The 17,537-nt window shown below is 45.0% G+C and carries 11 protein-coding genes; 1 reads left to right on the top strand and 10 read right to left on the bottom strand.

Going from position 1 to position 17,537, the window contains the following annotated elements:
• Positions 1-139 precede the first annotated feature (139 nt).
• Both AC6H3C_RS03895 and AC6H3C_RS03890 read right to left on the bottom strand, forming a co-directional pair.
• On the bottom strand, positions 140-1,147 hold the full coding sequence (locus AC6H3C_RS03895; RefSeq protein ID WP_497519379.1) for a FecR family protein: 1,008 nt from the start codon (positions 1,145-1,147) through the stop codon (positions 140-142).
• A 250-nt stretch (positions 1,148-1,397) separates the two neighbouring features.
• Positions 1,398-1,988, bottom strand: coding sequence for an RNA polymerase sigma-70 factor (locus tag AC6H3C_RS03890; RefSeq protein WP_497519378.1), 591 nt, complete (start codon positions 1,986-1,988; stop codon positions 1,398-1,400).
• A 376-nt stretch (positions 1,989-2,364) separates the two neighbouring features.
• Here AC6H3C_RS03890 and AC6H3C_RS03885 point away from each other — a divergent pair, with 376 nt between their 5' ends.
• The gene (locus AC6H3C_RS03885; protein WP_497521246.1) at positions 2,365-3,522 is read left to right on the top strand and encodes an ISAs1 family transposase; all 1,158 of its coding nucleotides are present in this window, start codon (positions 2,365-2,367) and stop codon (positions 3,520-3,522) included.
• 458 nt (positions 3,523-3,980) lie between these two features.
• Here the strand turns inward: AC6H3C_RS03885 and AC6H3C_RS03880 are convergent, their stop codons facing one another.
• From AC6H3C_RS03880 to AC6H3C_RS03845, 8 genes are all read right to left on the bottom strand, one after another.
• Positions 3,981-4,178, bottom strand: coding sequence for a hypothetical protein (locus AC6H3C_RS03880; RefSeq protein ID WP_497519377.1), 198 nt, complete (start codon positions 4,176-4,178; stop codon positions 3,981-3,983).
• A 32-nt stretch (positions 4,179-4,210) separates the two neighbouring features.
• Positions 4,211-8,272 carry a DUF8693 domain-containing protein gene (locus AC6H3C_RS03875; protein ID WP_497519376.1) on the bottom strand — a complete coding sequence of 1,354 codons (4,062 nt, stop codon included), beginning with the start codon at positions 8,270-8,272 and terminating at the stop codon, positions 4,211-4,213.
• Between the two features lie 115 nt (positions 8,273-8,387).
• The gene (locus AC6H3C_RS03870; RefSeq protein ID WP_497519375.1) at positions 8,388-9,542 is read right to left on the bottom strand and encodes an alpha/beta hydrolase family protein; all 1,155 of its coding nucleotides are present in this window, start codon (positions 9,540-9,542) and stop codon (positions 8,388-8,390) included.
• A 326-nt stretch (positions 9,543-9,868) separates the two neighbouring features.
• A complete protein-coding gene (locus AC6H3C_RS03865; RefSeq protein WP_497519374.1) occupies positions 9,869-12,364 on the bottom strand; it encodes a hypothetical protein in 2,496 nt (831 codons plus the stop codon).
• 74 nt (positions 12,365-12,438) lie between these two features.
• Positions 12,439-13,167 carry a glucosamine-6-phosphate deaminase gene (locus tag AC6H3C_RS03860; protein WP_497519373.1) on the bottom strand — a complete coding sequence of 243 codons (729 nt, stop codon included), beginning with the start codon at positions 13,165-13,167 and terminating at the stop codon, positions 12,439-12,441.
• 25 nt (positions 13,168-13,192) lie between these two features.
• Positions 13,193-14,392: an N-acetylglucosamine-6-phosphate deacetylase gene (gene nagA / locus AC6H3C_RS03855; RefSeq protein ID WP_497519372.1), complete on the bottom strand. Its 1,200-nt coding sequence runs from the start codon at positions 14,390-14,392 to the stop codon at positions 13,193-13,195.
• A 16-nt stretch (positions 14,393-14,408) separates the two neighbouring features.
• A complete protein-coding gene (locus AC6H3C_RS03850; protein ID WP_497519371.1) occupies positions 14,409-15,761 on the bottom strand; it encodes a sugar MFS transporter in 1,353 nt (450 codons plus the stop codon).
• Between the two features lie 389 nt (positions 15,762-16,150).
• Entirely contained in the window at positions 16,151-17,506 is a 1,356-nt protein-coding gene (locus AC6H3C_RS03845; protein WP_497519370.1) for a Gfo/Idh/MocA family protein, read from the bottom strand.
• Positions 17,507-17,537 lie beyond the last annotated feature (31 nt).

The following is a 17,537-nucleotide window of genomic DNA, read 5'->3' as shown; positions in this document are numbered from 1 at the left end:
CTTTTGCCTCTCAAAACCAGTAATCAAGGCAAAGAGATGAAAGGGGATGTTCACAGCATCTCCTTTTTTTGTCGTAAAATCGGTCATTTTTTCATAAGCAAGTCCTTTTTCGTAAATTAGTTAGTATTGTTTTTTAGTATTATTTGGTCAATATGATTTTAGTTTTAGCATTCAGACTGTCCCCTTTCAGAATTTGGTAGTTGATGGAACACGCAAAACTTATGGATTTGAATATTTCCTCGAGTGTTTCGTTTTTGATTGTCGCGGTAAAAATGGATTGATAGATCTCCGGGTGCGACACTTCTATTTCGATATCGTAACGCCGTTCAAGTTTGGGGATCACGTCGGCCATCGGGTCATCCCTGAAAATCAAAATTCCTTCTTTCCACGATATAAATTTATCGGGGCTGACTTTAACGAAAGTCAAATCCTCGGTTGACTTATTATATTGCGCCATCTCCCCGGGTTTCAGCTCGCAACCTACCAATTTTAGTTTGAGATTCTGCATTTCTACTTTGCCGGATTCCAGGAAAACGCTGATGTTCTCGTCCTCCGGATAGGCGCTCATATCGAACTTGGTCCCCAGAACCTTTACTTCCAGGTTGCCACAAAACACTTTCATCGGGATCATTTCATTTCTTGCAACCTGGAAATACGCCTGCCCAGAAAGGTATATTTCCCGGTTGTCAAGCCCGTAATTGTTGTTATATTTAATTTGCGAGCCGGAATTCAACCAGACAACCGAACTGTCAGGAAGTATGATTTTAGAAACCTGCCCATAACCTGCAATGGCCGTGGTGTAATTAATTTTTTCCAGGTCGTTGAAACGGTCTTGCGGAAAGTAGAAGTAAAGGCTTGAAATGGCAACCGCCAAAATAAAAACAGCAGCGTACTTTAGCAATCCGGAAACAAGCAAGCTACGTGACTCAAACCTTTTTGTCACTTGTTTTTTGAAGTTTATGTACAACTGTTCAACCTGGTAACCAGGCATTGCCTTTTTTGATGCGGCCAGCGCCCAGGCGTTTTTTATCTTCCCGAATTCTTCTCTTGCGATGGGGTTCTGGTCAAGCAGGGAAAGGATTTCATTTTTTTGGCCGCTATCTATGGTCCCCAAAACTATTTTTAATATGTTGTCGATGTCCTTCATAAGCCCTTTACAACGTCTAACCGCATTTTCGTTTACATCACCGGGGTATTTATCTCATTGAACGGCTACCCTCCAAACGATGCCAACATGAAAATTTCTGTTGTGCCTTTTCTTGCAAGATCGTTTCATATACACTAAAACATGAAACCGCATTTACCCTTGCCCAGAATTGAAATATTTTTCATGAAAAATCACAAATCCCTCATTTTAAACCAACTATGGAAAATATTTTTTATCTCACCGCAAAATTTTATGAAGCAAATAGGAATGTAACAATGGGAAGATAGTCTTTTAAGGTAGCCCGGAACAGCTTCAGGGCTTTCGTGAGATGCCCTTCAACCGTTTTTTCGGAGATACCCAGTTCCGCCGCGATTTCCCTGTTTTTCTTTTCTTCAAACCGGCTTAGCCTGAACACTTCGCGGCATTGTGGAGGTAACTGTTCGAGGGTATCTGCAATGATCTTTTCAATTTCAAAAAAAGCAATTTGTGATGTATCAAGCGAAGATAAAGCGTCCAGATTGAATTTTAATTCCAGTTCGCCGATTTCGGTCGAGTCGAACAGTTGTTGTTTATAACGCCGGTCGCGCAGTTTGTATAGGCAATTATTTTTTGCGACGGTAAACAAATATGCTCCGAGATTTGTGTCCTCCGCCAGTTCAGTTTTCTTTCCCCACAAAACCATCAAGGTCTCCTGCACAATGTTTTCAACTAGGTCGCGGTACGGAACATATTCATAAGCAAAATGGTACAACCGGGGGACATACTTGTTGTATATGACTTTAAATGCGGCTTCATCGCCTTTTTTTATCCTTTCAAATAAATATTTCTCACTTTCAGTCATTCTTGTGGAATCTTGTAGAGGGACAAAACTACAAAAATAAGTGAAACCCTACCTGCACTCCAATAAAAGCCTGCCCCATATTGTTGATAATGGTTCTGGCATGGAATTCGTTGCGGCATAAGTGTATATAAAATGAAGTTATATCTTTTATGGCGGCTTTCAAAGTTTGCGACCTGTATTTCCAGGGCAAACGCATTTAAGAAAGTTTGGTTTAAGCCATAAGCTCCTGCCGAGGAGCTTGGTTTCCTCATAACTCTTCATTATGTTTGAATGATTAATATTTTTGAAAGGCGGGTTTTGCATGTTGTAAATGGCCCGCCTTTCGTTTTGCTAATATACTAAATATCTGTTGATTAGTTACATGATTGGATAAAAAATTTGCCAGTTTTGCTATATTAATAAGAAGACAGAAGAACAAATTTCAGAAGCATGGAAGAGTTCGCTTTTCCACCAGATTTTCAGCAAGGTGAGCGAACCAAGAAGGACAAACAGGGGTAATTTCCGGCACCAGTTGCATGACATCCTGTTGCTGGTACTGTCCGCCGTTTTGTGCGGAATGGACGAATGGGAGGAAATCGCGGACTTTGGCCTGGAACAGCAGCATTGGTTGCGCAAGTACGGCTCTTTTGTTTATGGCATTCCCTCGCACGACACGCTTAACCGGGTTTTTTCGGCCATTGACCCAGTTGAGTTTTCGGCCTGTTTTTCCCAGTGGGCCAACAGTTTGCGGGCTCAATGCGACCAGGAGGTGGTTGCTATTGATGGCAAGCGCATGTGCAACTCCCATTATTTAACCAATCCGGCGATACACATGGTCTCTGCTTTCGCCACCCAAAACGGGCTGTGCCTGGGACAGGTAGCCACTCAGGAGAAAAGCAACGAGATCACGGCCATTCCCCAACTGCTTTCTCTCCTGGATGTCAAAGGGTGCATCGTGACCATTGATGCAATGGGCTGCCAAAAGAACATTGCCTCGAAAATATTAAAACAGGGGGCCGATTATATTCTTGCAGTCAAAGGCAACCAGCCGTCGCTCGAAGAAGGTATTCTGGATACAATCCGGTTCAATAAATCCATCAGTTCCGATGTAGATGTTGATTGCGGGCATGGCCGGATCGAAACCCGCGAATGCTCTGCGTACAGCAACCTTGAGATGATCGAAGGCGCGGATCAATGGGAAGGGCTGAAAACAATTTTCCGGATCGATTCTCAACGGGTTATCAAGTCAACCGGAGAAACTTCCCGGCAAACAAGATATTACATATCAAGTCTGGAAGCCCAGGCAAAACAGTTCAACACCTGGACACGCAACCACTGGGCTATCGAGAACAACCTGCATTGGACTTTGGATGTAGTCTTTGGCGAAGATCAATCCAGAAAAAGAAAAGGTTATGCCGCCCAGAATTTTAACACCATACGAAAAACAGTCATGGCTTTGCTGGTAAACGAGCAACATTGGAAAGCCAGCAAAAAGAGAAAAAGATCAAAAGCTTTACAGAACGAAAAATACAGGGAAACTTTACTCAAAATTTAAATGCGTTTGCCCTGCCTGTATTTCTCAAGTACAGGACATAAAATATTAGAATTGTACTGAACAACCACCATTCACTCCATGATTAATTCCCGCTATATATGCTCCGGTTCTAACACAAAATGTATTTCATCAACAATGGATATTTTTCATTTCTGGCAAATTTTTCTTTATTGTGGGATCTGCAGGTATGTTCATTTCGAATTGCAAAAATGACTATTTTACATATAATGAACATATACAAACAAATCTGCATTCGAATCAGCACGAAAGCAAGATTATTCTTATTTTATAAGTATCCAAATTCATATTGGACCGTTTTTCATCCGGAACACACTCTACCAATACTTTGGATTTCGCTGGACTGATTTTAAAGAATGCGGGGATTGCTCCCCTCATTCTTTAAACTTTTTACCAAAAGATGAAACCATCTAAAAACGTTTTCATTTGAGACATTCCAATTATATACCCCATCTGGGTGGAGCGGCAGGACCGGGTGAAGCGGCCTGTGCTTTATTCGGATTACTAAGCAGAATCATCATTGTTGCTGCTGAAACAGCATAATATCCGGTTTTTTTGAGAGCATCTTTACGCGATATCTTTTCCACTTCGATATCGGTGGTCTTTTTCTGTACAATTTCTTTAATTCTTTTTTTCATATTTTGTTTTTTTAATGAGTCCTACAATAGCGTTATTCTTTTACCGGTATTTTAAACCTTTGCGTTTTCTCGTTATCCCGAACAGATAACAGATAGATTCCGGTTCTTAGGTAAGGTGTCGGTATAATATTCAAGTTCCCTTCTTCCAATATTTTTATTACGATTTTTCTTCCCTGAATATCGTATAGAGTTGCAATAGTATTCCTACCTACCTCACCAGCAACCTGAATCTCTGCGTTACTTACAGCATAAGCTTTCAATTCTCCAAATGACATATCAAATCCGGGAATCAGGATCTGATCCGAACCGGATCCGGTAGTCAGTGATGACATATGAAGCTGGAAACGGTCAGCAATTTCCGAATTTGATTCAAGCAATACAGCGTAACTGGTTTTCGATAGGTCTGTGAATGTTTTGTTTAGTCTATCTTCAAGTATTACATCACATTCCTCCGGCAAGTTGGACAATTGGGCTGAGAAAACTACTTCTCCTCCCGATTTGAAATCTACACCAATCGGAATGATCATTGCACTATAACTATAATTCGGTAAGGCCTGAATGGCAAAGGGGATACCAATATCTTCCACCAACCAGGTATAAACTGTTAAATCGGATCCTCCTTTGAATAATCCAGCATCAAAGGTCGGATCTAAACCGTAAGTCATGGTGTTGTTAAATGTAATAATCGTTTCGCTTAACTGACTGCCCGCTTGGGTGATGAGATTAATGGTTGGCCAGGGAACTTTGGCAGCCTTTAAAGGAAGCGTACCTTTATGAAGTTGCATTTTCTGAGTAAAATTGACAGAAGACGCCCCCGCATTCATTTTTACGAAAAAAGCTTGTCCTTGCTGAACCTCAAATCCGGCAGATGCATTACTAATCACAGTATATTTTCCAGGCATCTCGTTGCTATCATCCGGTTGGTCCCAAACATAAACAGCGCCGTATACGGGGTCAATGTTCGCTTCATCGATCACATTTGCTGTGATAAATTTATCCATACTGCCGCTCATTGCGTTGATGCCGATAGCCGAAGTATACGGATTTCCGATACAGTTCCACAAACCGGACGTGAGGCCGCTAACTGATGTTGGCCCGGCCTGAAGCGACCCGTTGAAGGTAACAGCGGCGTCTGTTGCCCCAACGCGCATCGAAAAACCCTTACCGGGCGTCACATTACCATTTCCCGTTCCATCAGTAAAAAAGGCGTTCCAACTGTTCGATGCAGAATTATAATCCATCATCCCCCTGTAGCTGTCGTTGGTAGCTACATTACCGTTGGCAGCAAGGAAACCGGCGACCGGTTGGCCGGGTACAGGAGAAGCAACCATGTGCCATGCGCCGGCTGTCATCCAGCGTTGTGCTGTGCCCGGTCCGGAAACAGAACCTGCGATCAGCGACCCGGTGCCGGTGGCATTGCTTTGAATGAGCAGGCCGGATGATGTGCCATTGTTGGTCAGTAAGCCGTTTACGGTAAGCGCTTTAGCCGGGGCAATGGTCACGGTGGCGCCTGACTCGATAGTCAGTGCAGCACAAACAGCGGGAGACCCGGAAACCTGGTTGACAACAGGATACCGCGACACGCCTGTTGAAATAACCACATCGGTTGTTGCCGAGGGAACAGCAGCGCTACTCCAGTTGGAGGGTGTGTTCCAGTCGGTGCTGGTGGCGCCTGTCCAGGTTGCCACCGAAGGGGCCAACTCAACGGCGCCGATCGTTGGCGTAGCCGCCCGGGTTGTACCGTTAAAATCAGTCGTGATGCCAGCGATGGTTAGGCCGGCTATCAGGGCCGGATCGTTTGGCGCCACCGAAATGGAATTCACATCCTGGCCTGTGCTTGTTTTCCATGCGGCAAGGTCGGCCACATCGGCCCCGTTAAATCCAAAAACAGCGCTTGTGCCCGTAGCATAATAGTCGTTGTAGTCGATGGTCAGGCCGGTGTTGCCGGCAACCCGAACGGCATAATATTTTCCCGTTCCCGAGGCGTTCGAACGGTCGGTGTAGAAAATATTGTTCTGAACGGTACGGCTGTTTGTTGCTTCATCACAGCGAATAGCGTAGGTATCCAGTACCCCGGTCACCCCTGACCCTCTGATTTTAACCGTATTAAAATAAACGCCGGTGCCAGCAGTGTTTGCTGTAACATTTATCCCTGTAATACTGATGCCGAAGGTTAGTCCTTCCCCAAGTTCAACAACATTATTCTGTATGTCGGCTTTGCCACTTTCAAAATTAATACCACGCACCGCTGCTGTTGCGCTGGACGAAACAACACTTAATCCGGATACTGAATTGCGATAAATTGTGCTGATAGCCGTACCGGTTGCTATACTGTTAATCCCTAAAACCTTTACCGCCGCAGTGGCGTGCGTATTGCTTAAGTTGGAAATCATATTTTGCCAAATCCGGTATATGCCACTTGACGAGGCTACTCTGATCCCAATTACGGAAGCCCCGCCACCGTCAGTTGAGTTGGCTGCGTCCATTGTAAAATTACTAATTGTATTTTCTGTTATAATGTTATTTCCACCAGGAAGATATATTCCATGTAGTACATTTGATGCGCCAGTACCTCTTAATGTAAAATTTGACAGTGTGTTGTTTTGAATGGTGGCATAACCGTTACTGGCAGACATGATCCCTCTCATAAAACTTCCGGCTGTTGTTCCGGGTAATCCTCCGCTGATGCTGTTGGCAACGGCCGGGTTTCCGATCGTATTATTGATCATATTCGAGGCAGCGGAAGAACCTAAATAAATGCAATAAGTAAATGTACCCTGGCTGGTCGTTGCGCCAACATTGGTTACTCCGGAAATGGTGTTATTCGTAATATTTACCGTACTCCCGCTCGCTGAACCTGTATGGATAAAGGTTATCCAGGCCGGTTTACCTATTCCGGTTACCACAATGTCATCGGTGCTGTCGATGCGGCCAATGACATTTCCTTCAAGCGTACCGACATTGGCAGACCCTTTCAGGATTTCAATACCACAGAATTTCCCTGACGATGTTGCGCTAATTGTTACAGGGGATGAAGTTCCCCAACGAATATTGCTGACCGTATTGCTTTGAATGGATGGAGCGGTCGCAACATCTGTATTCAAATAATCAACGGAAATACCCCTGAATTTAACTGGGATAGCAGGCAAAGGGACACCTTCCCCATTCACAGTCCATGGGTCGCCACCGCAATTAGGGGCGCTGCCGCCGATAAAGTTGCCGGTGACCAGGTGGCTGACCCCGTCTTTAATGCTGATACCATAGGTTGTGGTTTCAAGCGTTGAAGCAGCTTCATAAGCCTCAGTCTGGTAAAAGCTGTTGTCGCTGATTACCCAGCCGGTTGAGTTTGCCTCCAAAACAACCCCAGACGATGATGTTGTTGTACCTGTAGCCAGGTTCCGGAAATTGTAAATGTGGTTGTTCGAGATGATATTGCCACTGTTCGTGTAAATGTCAGAACCTGCAGAATAAATGGCATTGAGCGGATTGGTGGCCCCGTTAAAAATGGCGCAATGGTCAATCGTGATCGTATCGTTACCGGCAACCGAAGCCGTGCTAAACAAAATAGCACCACTGTCAATCGATGTATTCACGCTGCGGATATTACAATACCGCAACACGTTGCATTTCGAGTCGTTAACAAACGTGAAGGTGGTGCCTGTTGTGTTCGTGTTTGAAATGGTCCATTTGTTATCGATGATGGATGTACCTACGCCACCCTCACGGCCATCAAAAATCAAATTGGCAACCCCGTCAAAACGGATCAGGTTAACAGGATCGGCCCCCTCGGTTGTTTTCACCCCTGCACCGCCCTTCAGTCTGACTGTTGCAGTATAAGTCCCTGTGAATGAGGTGAAAACAACCGGGAATGTTTCACCACCGGCATAATCTGCATTTAATTCGTAGATCACATGACCGATCAGATTACTTCCGTTGAGATGTACTGCGACATCGTTCAAGTTTTTAAGGACCTGGGATGCCCCAACATCATAGGTCCCGGATAAGTTAACGGTCCACCCGTGAACCGCCGAAAGCAAAAAAACAAACATCAACGCAATGATGCGACCGATTTTTGAAGTACATTTTCTTTTCATAATAATTTGGTTATGTGTATAATTAATTTTTATACTGTCAATTTTTCATGCAAGCACAAAGGCACCCAGATTGAACCGAACCAACAATTTTCAGATCGCGGCCTTCAGTAAAATTCTATTTCAGTCTCAAATAACCGGTCACCTCGGCGTCTCCGATCAAAGCATTGGAAGGTATTGGATGCTGCCTGTCAAAGATCATCAGGTCTTCTTTCGGCAGAATCGTTACAAAACGCTCATCAAAGCCGTCATTATATGGTAATTTGTTCGCATCAATTTTCAGGTAATGACTGAAAAAGTTATAGACCGGGTATCGTTTTACCGGGCCATAATCGTGCCGTTCGCCCGGGAAATGAACATTATCGAGCTTGGCTTCAGCATCATACAGCGTATATACTTTCCGGATGTACGGAAACTCGATCCGGGGTGTGTTTTTGGTCCAGTCGCCGCCGTCGGAAATCAGCATCATGGGGCGCGGCGCACAAAGCGCGGCAATTTCAACATTATTGGTCTGGTAGTTTTCTCCCCGGTGGACAGGCATCCCGCTTTCGCAGGTACAGCCGCCAAAAAAATGGGCCGACACCATAACCACAGGAACGGAAACCTTTATACGGTCGTCAATAGCCGTGATCATGATCGTTTGGGTCCCGCCGCCTGATTCGCCTGTTATCCCGATCCTGTCAGGATCAACATCCGGACGTGACACCAGGTAGTCCAAGACCCGTTTACTGTTATAGGTTTGAAGCAAAAGGCCGATCGGAATTTTATGCGATACCTGCCGGGAATCCCCGTAACCGATCATGTCGTACGCAAATACCACAGCCCCCATCCGGGCAAAAGCCGCGCAGCGTATCTGAACGTCTGCGCTCATGCGCCTGTCTTCCCAATGGCCGTGGGGACTCAAAATAGCGGGGCACTTTTTCTCCGCGTTGACCGGTCGGTAAAGGTTCCCTGTGATGTAGAATCCCGGAAAGCTTTCGATGGCGACGTTCTCGACAATATAACCATCCATGGTGCGGGTATTCCGGATGATCGAGCTAAAATTGTTGCCCGGGTCGGGCATCTGGTCCAGTTTCATCCCGCTGATCAGTCCCCGGCGGATCACTTCGGCACGTTTTTCCCAATCAGATTGCGTTTTCCATTCGGTTTCCCAGCTTTTCATGATTTTGTTTGCCTGATCTTCGGTCCAAAAAGCTCCCATACACAAGTTGTTGTCCTGTGCCGACACGACAAATTGTGCGTAAATCAAGATAGAAATCAGCAACTGTTTCATATGGCTTGTCTTTAAATCTTCGTTTCAAAACCTGTCACCTCGCATGATTGCCGGCCGCCCGCTCTGTTCCGTGCAACCCGATTTTTGGCCCGGTAACATTAAAATCATCCTATTCATCTAAAAAGAACATACATTAATCGATGATTACATCTCTTCTTTAAGTCCGGCAATCAGTTCCTATTTTTTGTTAACATATTATTTAATAACGTCTTAAAATTAACTTCACAATGTAATTTTACAACGGATTAACCCAAAACGGTAAAACAATCTTATCCGAAAATGACACAATTTTAATATGCCATCTATGTTCACCACAAACGAAGGTTTTACTCCCCTATAATCTCAAAGGTTCCGGAGGTACCGGTAAATTTAACATTGGTATTTGTGACATCACCGTTCTTCACGGACAATCCCCCTGAGCAAATCACCAAAGGCCTGTTCTTGAACGGCCGTGTAAACCGGACCACCTCGCCTCCCGCGGCGATACCTGTCATTCGGCGTTCCGAATCACGACTTGAGCGTGAATCGTAGGTAAATATACCCAACACGGCAACCGGCGCGTCATTGGCCTCCAGGCGCACTTTGTGCAAGCCGAAACCCAGGTCTAAAATCCCCTTCCGGTTCTCCAGGTAACCAGCCTTGCTATCTGTATCCACAAAAGCCTGATCCGTAGGTTGGGACAATTTTAGCTCTTCATTGACGAATACGTTCAAAATGCCTCCGTTGACGCCGTCAACGTACGCCACAGACACATCGGTGCAAGCCACGTCTATTTCGATCGACTGGCCCGGTTTGAGGACCACTTTTTTCGATCCGTAGGGCGCACCCCATTCCGATTCGAAATTTTCCACTTTTAATTTTGACAGATTCCAGTTAGGATTATCTACAGTCAGTATATGCCTGTTTGGACAAATTTTTGCATCAACATATGTTAGCTCCGGGTTTTCACCGGTGATCTCCAGGATATGCCTGTCGCCCAGACGGGCATGGCCAAACCGGAACATCGAATTTCGCACATCACGCTCGGGGTACGATCGGCGGGACTCGTAGGTTGACTTTACCCCGTCCACATACGGCACAGGTTTGTCCCCGTCCACTTTTCCCCAGCAATTGATGGCAACATCTTCAAAAATAAACCGGTTGCCTTTTATCCGGGCGCTGTTTTTGTCGAAACTCACCATTTCACCTTCCCATCCATACGAATTCGGATGACCCCGTTCCGGTAACCGTACCTGTACTTGACCGGGAACGATGGGATCCCAACACTCAAAAGCTTTTTCAAATTGTTTGAACCGGATGAAATGTGATGCCGCCTGCGGGTGACCGTCAATGGGTACAAAAGCATATTGGTTGCACCACCGGACCAGATCATCGCCAACTTTGCCATAATCCAGAAAGGGTATCTGGTACCGCAAGGAAAGCGCCTGGAGGTCGCCGGGATTGGACGTATAACTTCCAAAATTCATAAACTGTCCGAAAAGGAACTCGGTATTGGGGTAATGGGTTTGTATCCAGCGAATCATGCCTTCAAAGACCGCTACTTCATCCGGGGTGTCCGTTTTTTCATTTCCACCGCTCCCAAATATGACCAGGTCGGGGGCCGGTCCTTCCGTCCGGGAAAACAAGCCGGGGTATAATTCCGCCCATGTTTTCCCTTTGGCCTGGCCGTTAAGTTCGGGATCGGGTGGCAGGGAAAGGCTGAAATACTCTGCCAGGCCGGAATGCGCCTCACCAACCGAAGAGCCGTCGCAGGCCATATAGTTCAAACAAATCTTATCTGCCGGAAGGTCGAATTTACGCATCAGTTCGAGTTTTAATCTCCCTGCATGGCTGAAGTAATGCCGCCATTGTCCCAGGTAACCTTCGAGGTCTTTCCTTCCCGCCAAATCAGCATCGAACGGCCCTTCGGCAAGTGGTTGTTTGAAGGTTCCCGAATCCGGGTCCTCGTCATACAAATACATGGGCGGGTTTGCGCTGCCGCGATCGATACTCGAACCCATCATGACAATATGTACCGATTCGCCTTTCCACAGTTTTTGCATCGTCCTCGGAAGATAACGATAAACAGGCTCCATCTTGCGACATTCAGGCAGGGTGCTTAGGCCGCCACCCACTTTTGTCAGGTTTGGCGAATAAACCCATGCTGTTTCCGAAACATCCGTATTCTCAAATTCTACTTGAACGGCAATCGTATTGATATCTCCCGAATTCGATTGGGTGCCTACACTTACTTTCCCAATGATTTCAGCACCTACAACCTGTAATGTTATACGTCCTTTGCCCGCCGTTGACGCAACATACTCTTTTGCCACGACCAACTCCCCCCGCGAATGCTTCGGGAAAGAGCGTTTATCCGTCATGCCAAAATCAGCGGGGCTCCATTCCCCGTCCTCACTATCCAATTTCAGCAGTTTAATTTTTGCTTTGAGCATATGCCCTTCCGGTTGATAGCCAAAAACCGACAAGTTGAGGTATTCTCCATGTGCCAGGCCGACTTCGGGCAAGGTGAAAAACTGCCAAAATTTTTTACCGGGCTGAATAGCTACCATGTTATGGGTAGAAAATGATGGACGTATGGAGTCGGCAACATGCGATTCGCGGGTTACCTGGATATCCCCCCAGTTCTCCGTATTCCAAAACGCAACATTGCCCGAAGAATAAACTTCCGGCTTACCGTCGCGATGGTTGGTGAATGAATGGAATTCAAAATACGGGTTTAAGAGCAAATTGGCAGCTTCTGTATTCTTTTGGGAAAAACCAGGTTGTATGCCTGAAGCCATCACCAAAAGAAAACAAAAACCAAGCTTAATTATTTTCAACATCTTCAACTCTTTTTTTGTTTATAGCTATCTTTTTTCTGGCTCTCCGAGAGCATAAACAACCAGGTCCTCTGTTTTTAGGATAGAAGCGAAGCTGAATCCTGATCCAGGTATAGCCAGGTTGCCGTGTGTTGGCGCATGACCGAGGCCGGGATTGCAGGTGAAATCACACCTTCAACGGTCTTTTTCACTGCGTCTGCTTTCCGTTTGTCGGGAACGCTGCAGATGATGGCTTTCGATTTCATGATCTGCTTTACCGACATGCTAATGGCCTGCTTGGGGACATCGTTCAATGCAGCAAACCAGCCTTCACCCATTTGCTGACGGCGGCATTCTTCGTCCAGATTAACCACCAGGTATGCATCTTCCGTTTTAAAATCGGCAGGGGGGTCGTTAAAAGCCAGGTGGCTATTTTCACCGATTCCCACAAAGGCCACGTCAATCGGGTGTTTACAAATCAGTTCATGCAACCTGGAACATTCCTTTTGGGGATTGGTTTCGCCATTTACGTATATAAATTCGCGGGGTGATACGATATTGACGAACCGCTCTCTAAGGTATTTGCGGAACGATGCCGGGTGGCTTTCCGTTATACCGATGTACTCGTCCAGGTGAAATGCCCGGACCACCGACCAGTCAATGTCTTCTTTTACCAACTCATTAAGCATTTCGAACTGGGATGCTCCAGTAGCCACAATAATATTTGCATATCCTTTTTCCGAGATTGCTTTACGTATTAAACCGGCTCCCTGTTCGGCAGCCTTTTCGCCAAGCTCCTGCTTGGTCCTTGAAATCACAACTTCCATACCTTTCTGTTTATAAAAGATTTAATCAATTATTTGTTTTTGAATATACTTCCTTACCTGCCAATATGGTTTTATGAATAGAAATTCTGCCCTCTTCGAAATCAAACAGGATCAAGTCAGCGCGTTTGCCAGGACTGATTTCACCAATATTATTCAAATTAATAGACTTAGCAGGATTAGCCGAGGCCATCTGAATAGCGTCTTCTAAGTTGCATCCCACAAACTTCATCATATTCGAAACACATACAACAAGGGGACTTGCTGCTCCCGCCAGTACATTTTCAGCCGGATATTTCACTACATCAGGTGTTAACACAACAACTCTCTCTACCCGTGTGTATTCTCCTGGAGGAAGACCTGCCAGATCCAACGCGTCTGATACAAGTACAATGTGTTCAAGTCCTTTCATTTTATAAAAACACTGCACTTCCTCTTGATTCAGGTGAAATCCATCAGTAATAATAGTAGCCGTAATTCGGGGTTCTGCTAACTGTGGCCATAATGGATTATGATGGCGGTCAATCAGGTTAGCACAACCGTTCCCCAAATGTGTAGACATAGAAGCGCCGGCATCGGCGGCCTGTTTTATTATATCTGCAGACCCGTTGTGATGCCCCAAGGCAACAATCACCCCTGCTTCTTTACATTTCCGGATAAACGGAATAGCGCCGTTCATCTCGGGTGCAACCGTAATCAGCCTTATCCGGTTGCGGGCTGCTTCTTGGAGGTCCGAAAACTCCACCCAGTCGGGATCCCGAATGTATTTTTCAAGATGTGCTCCCCTAAACCCCTGAATTGGTGAAATGTAAGGCCCTTCCATATGAAAACCAGGGATAGACAGGCCTATCTTTTCATCATCAAGAGCCTTGGCAAGAGCTGAAAAACTATTTTTAAGGTTCGTCTTATCATTGGTAATTACAGTAGGGAGAAATGTAGTTACACCTTCTTTCCACAACGCCTTTGTAGCCTTATGCATGTCGTCAATAGTCAAATTCTGATCTGAAAAATCAACGCCTAAAAAGCCATTAATCTGAATGTCGATTAACCCGGGTGCAATATATTTACCATTTGCATCAATCTCTGTTGCTCCCGGCATATCCAAATTACCTTCAGCAACTATTTCTATAATACCAGACTTGACAATAACAGTCCCGTTCTCGACAATGCCGACCGGAGTTATTACTTGCGCATTAGATATCTTCAGTAGTGTATGTTCTGAATCCATAATTATATTTAAAGTTTTAACCCCTGTTTAATGAATATACTAATATTTTCAGGGACCATCGTTTGACCCGGTATCCGTAATAGGCATAGTAAACCAGGTAAACATAGCATGGCAAAAGTACCCAGTATGCAGTGCGAGGACTGTAAAGATCAGCAACGTACCCATAAATAAGCGGCACAATAGCACTTCCACTTAATCCCATTACCAGGATGGATCCTCCCATTTTGGTAAACCTTCCTAATTCACTTAGCGCCAATGGCCAAATTGTAGAGTACATCAATGAATTGGAAAGACCTAAAAGTACCAGAACCCATATGGACAGGTCAGCTGTATGCCCGAGAAATGTAATCTGACCTTGCACCATGAAAAACAATAGAGCCAACACAATAGCTGATGTTGTGCAGACACGAAGTATATTGAGATGGCTGATATATCTGGGAATAATAATAATACCTGACAAAAACCCCAACATGGTTACACTTAAAATATACGACGGGAATACTTTTGCCTCTAACAAAGGTAGTCCTATTGATTGGGCATATCCAATTATAGTGTTGATTCCGACAACCTGCGACCCCACGTGAAGAAATATTGCAATTCCTCCTAAAATAAGGTGAGGGAAATGGATTATACTGGTTTTACCGAAATTTGCATTGGCTATTGCTTGATTTTCATGATTGGTATCTATTTCCGGCAAAATAGAATATCTAATCATCAATCCAAATCCGAAAAGGAGAATTGCCAACGCAGAATAGGGCACAATCACTCTTTGAACCAACTTATCCAATGCAGCATTTCTTGTGAATTCGTCCATAATTGGCAACTGATTGAATAGCTCGGTATCAGTTGGCTTGAGTATGACAGCAGCCAGTATCAACGGTGCAATAATCCCGGCAGTTTTATTACATACACCCATAATACTCATCCGCTGCGCCGCTCTTTCCTTCGAGCCAATTATCGTGATATAGGTGTTGGCAGCAGGCTGCAATATGGCCAAACCTGTTCCGATCGAGAAGAGTCCCAAAAGGAAAATCCAATAAGTGCGGGTCATAGCTGCAGGCACAAAAATTAGGGCACCGACGCTCATAACCCAGAAACCGATCATGATCCCTCTTTTAAAACCAACTCTTTCTAATAAGTGCGCCGCCGGTATTGCCATCACAAAATAGGCTATATAAAAGGCAAAAGCCACCAATAACGCCAGGGCATTATTTAGCTCACATGAAATTTTAAAATAAGGAATTAAAATCGCATTTATCCAGGTTGTAAAACCAAAAATAAAAAACAACAATGCAATAATCATTATGGAAATAATTGTGTCCCGTGTTGACAAAGAACTGCCATTCACTATTTCTAATTTCTTTTTCACATTTTAAATTTTTACAAATTCATATTCATATCCGCAAAAGCCGATTTTCATTATAATTATTATTAATAATGTGACTGCATAACAACAGGCTCCGTACCAAGGCTGAATTTTATCCTCTTCCAACCGCCATATTTTTTTAGCGTGTCATTCAAGTTCTACTTCTTTTAATTGATTATCAGACAGTGGATTCCCCTGGAACAGTTGCCGAATCAATAAATTCAATTTTTTTGATGCAATGACGGCTGTGCCAGACAAGACTTCCTTGCGGTATCAAAAAATAGCCGCCTGCCATTTGCAGAACATATTCAGAGAGGCTACCTTTTCACTCTTGCTATTTTCCTTCAGTTGTTTTTCTATATGTTCCGTCTTTTGCCGGTAACCATCTTTTTCTATCCATTCCAGGTTTTTGGAAAAACAACCAGATCGGCAATTTTTACCTTTTGCCCGGTTTCGATTGACTGACGGGCTGCGATTCCGATCAGGCTGGACATGATCCCGGCCCGGCTGCCAGCTCGGCTTCCTAAAGGGTCGGGCGTTTGCGGAACAAAAATAGCATCCCGTAACCGGTCGTCTGCCCCCCCGTGTGCCCCTGTTGCCGAACTCAAAACCCATGACTTGCTGGTTTCCCTGTCCTTGGTCAGACGGAACTCCGTGTCGCCAGAAACTTCCCAAGGTTGTTTATGGTTCAAACGCACTTCCAGTCGCCCGTTTTCACCCGAGAAACAAATAAACTGCCCTTCAAAAGGCAGGTAGGTATTCATCGAATAGGTCAGCTGAGTCCCGTTGTTATAATTCACATGGACCGATTGCGTATCGTAACTGTCAATTTCGTTGTCCCATACACAACCATCTCTGTAATATCCGTCAACATCTTCACAATCCGCATACAATTTCATGGAACTGCTGTCTTTGGTCATGTCCCAGTAAAACTTGCATTTATAGGTAAACGGACAGGTGCGGCAATTACGTCCCCGGAAACTATTGTTGCTCCCATAAAATGCCAGTTTCCCAATTGCCTGGACGTCGCCCGGTTCCGCATCCAGCAGCCAGTTTACCAGATCAAACTGGTGTGAAGACTTGTGCAGTAACAAGGACCCCGAATATTTTTTCTTGCCATGCCACCGCCGGTAATAATGTGCGCCGTGATCGGTATTGAGGCATTCCTGGTATTCAATGGCTATGATCTTGCCCAGTTCGCCCGATTGAAGTATTTTCTTCATCTCAATCGACTCATTCATGTGTCTGACATTGAACCCCACGTAAACCTTCTTCCCGGTCCGGTTTTCCGCATCGGCAATACGCTGGCATTGTTCGGCGCTGATGGCCAGCGGCTTTTCGGAAAGGACATCACAACCAAGCTCCAATGCCCGCACAATATATTGTTCGTGAAAGCAGTCTGTTGTGGTAACGATGACCAGGTCGGGTTTGGTATCCCGGATCATCTGATCGAAATCTTTTGCTTCATATGTTTTGGCATAGATGCCCATCATTTCTTTCGCAACTTCCGCCCGTTTTGGGTTGATGTCGCATAAAGCCACCATCTCAACCTGGTCGTGATAATTCTCTATCACCGGGATACCCCAACTGTATATTCCACGGGCGCCTGTCCCCACCATGGCAAGTTTTGTTTTTGAAGAAGAAGCCTGCTTTTTGTCGCCCGCAAACGAGTAAAGCGGGAAAACCGTAGCGGCAGCAGCAATCTTAGCCGTGTTGCCTAAAAAATTCCTCCTGTTGATTGTTGTCATTCTGAATGGTTATTATGCTGATTAATCGTTA

It is taken from the genome of Gaoshiqia sp. US2, assembly GCF_059705485.1.
Note: the sequence above shows the minus strand (reverse complement) of the source record. Positions and strands in the feature narration are given on the sequence as shown.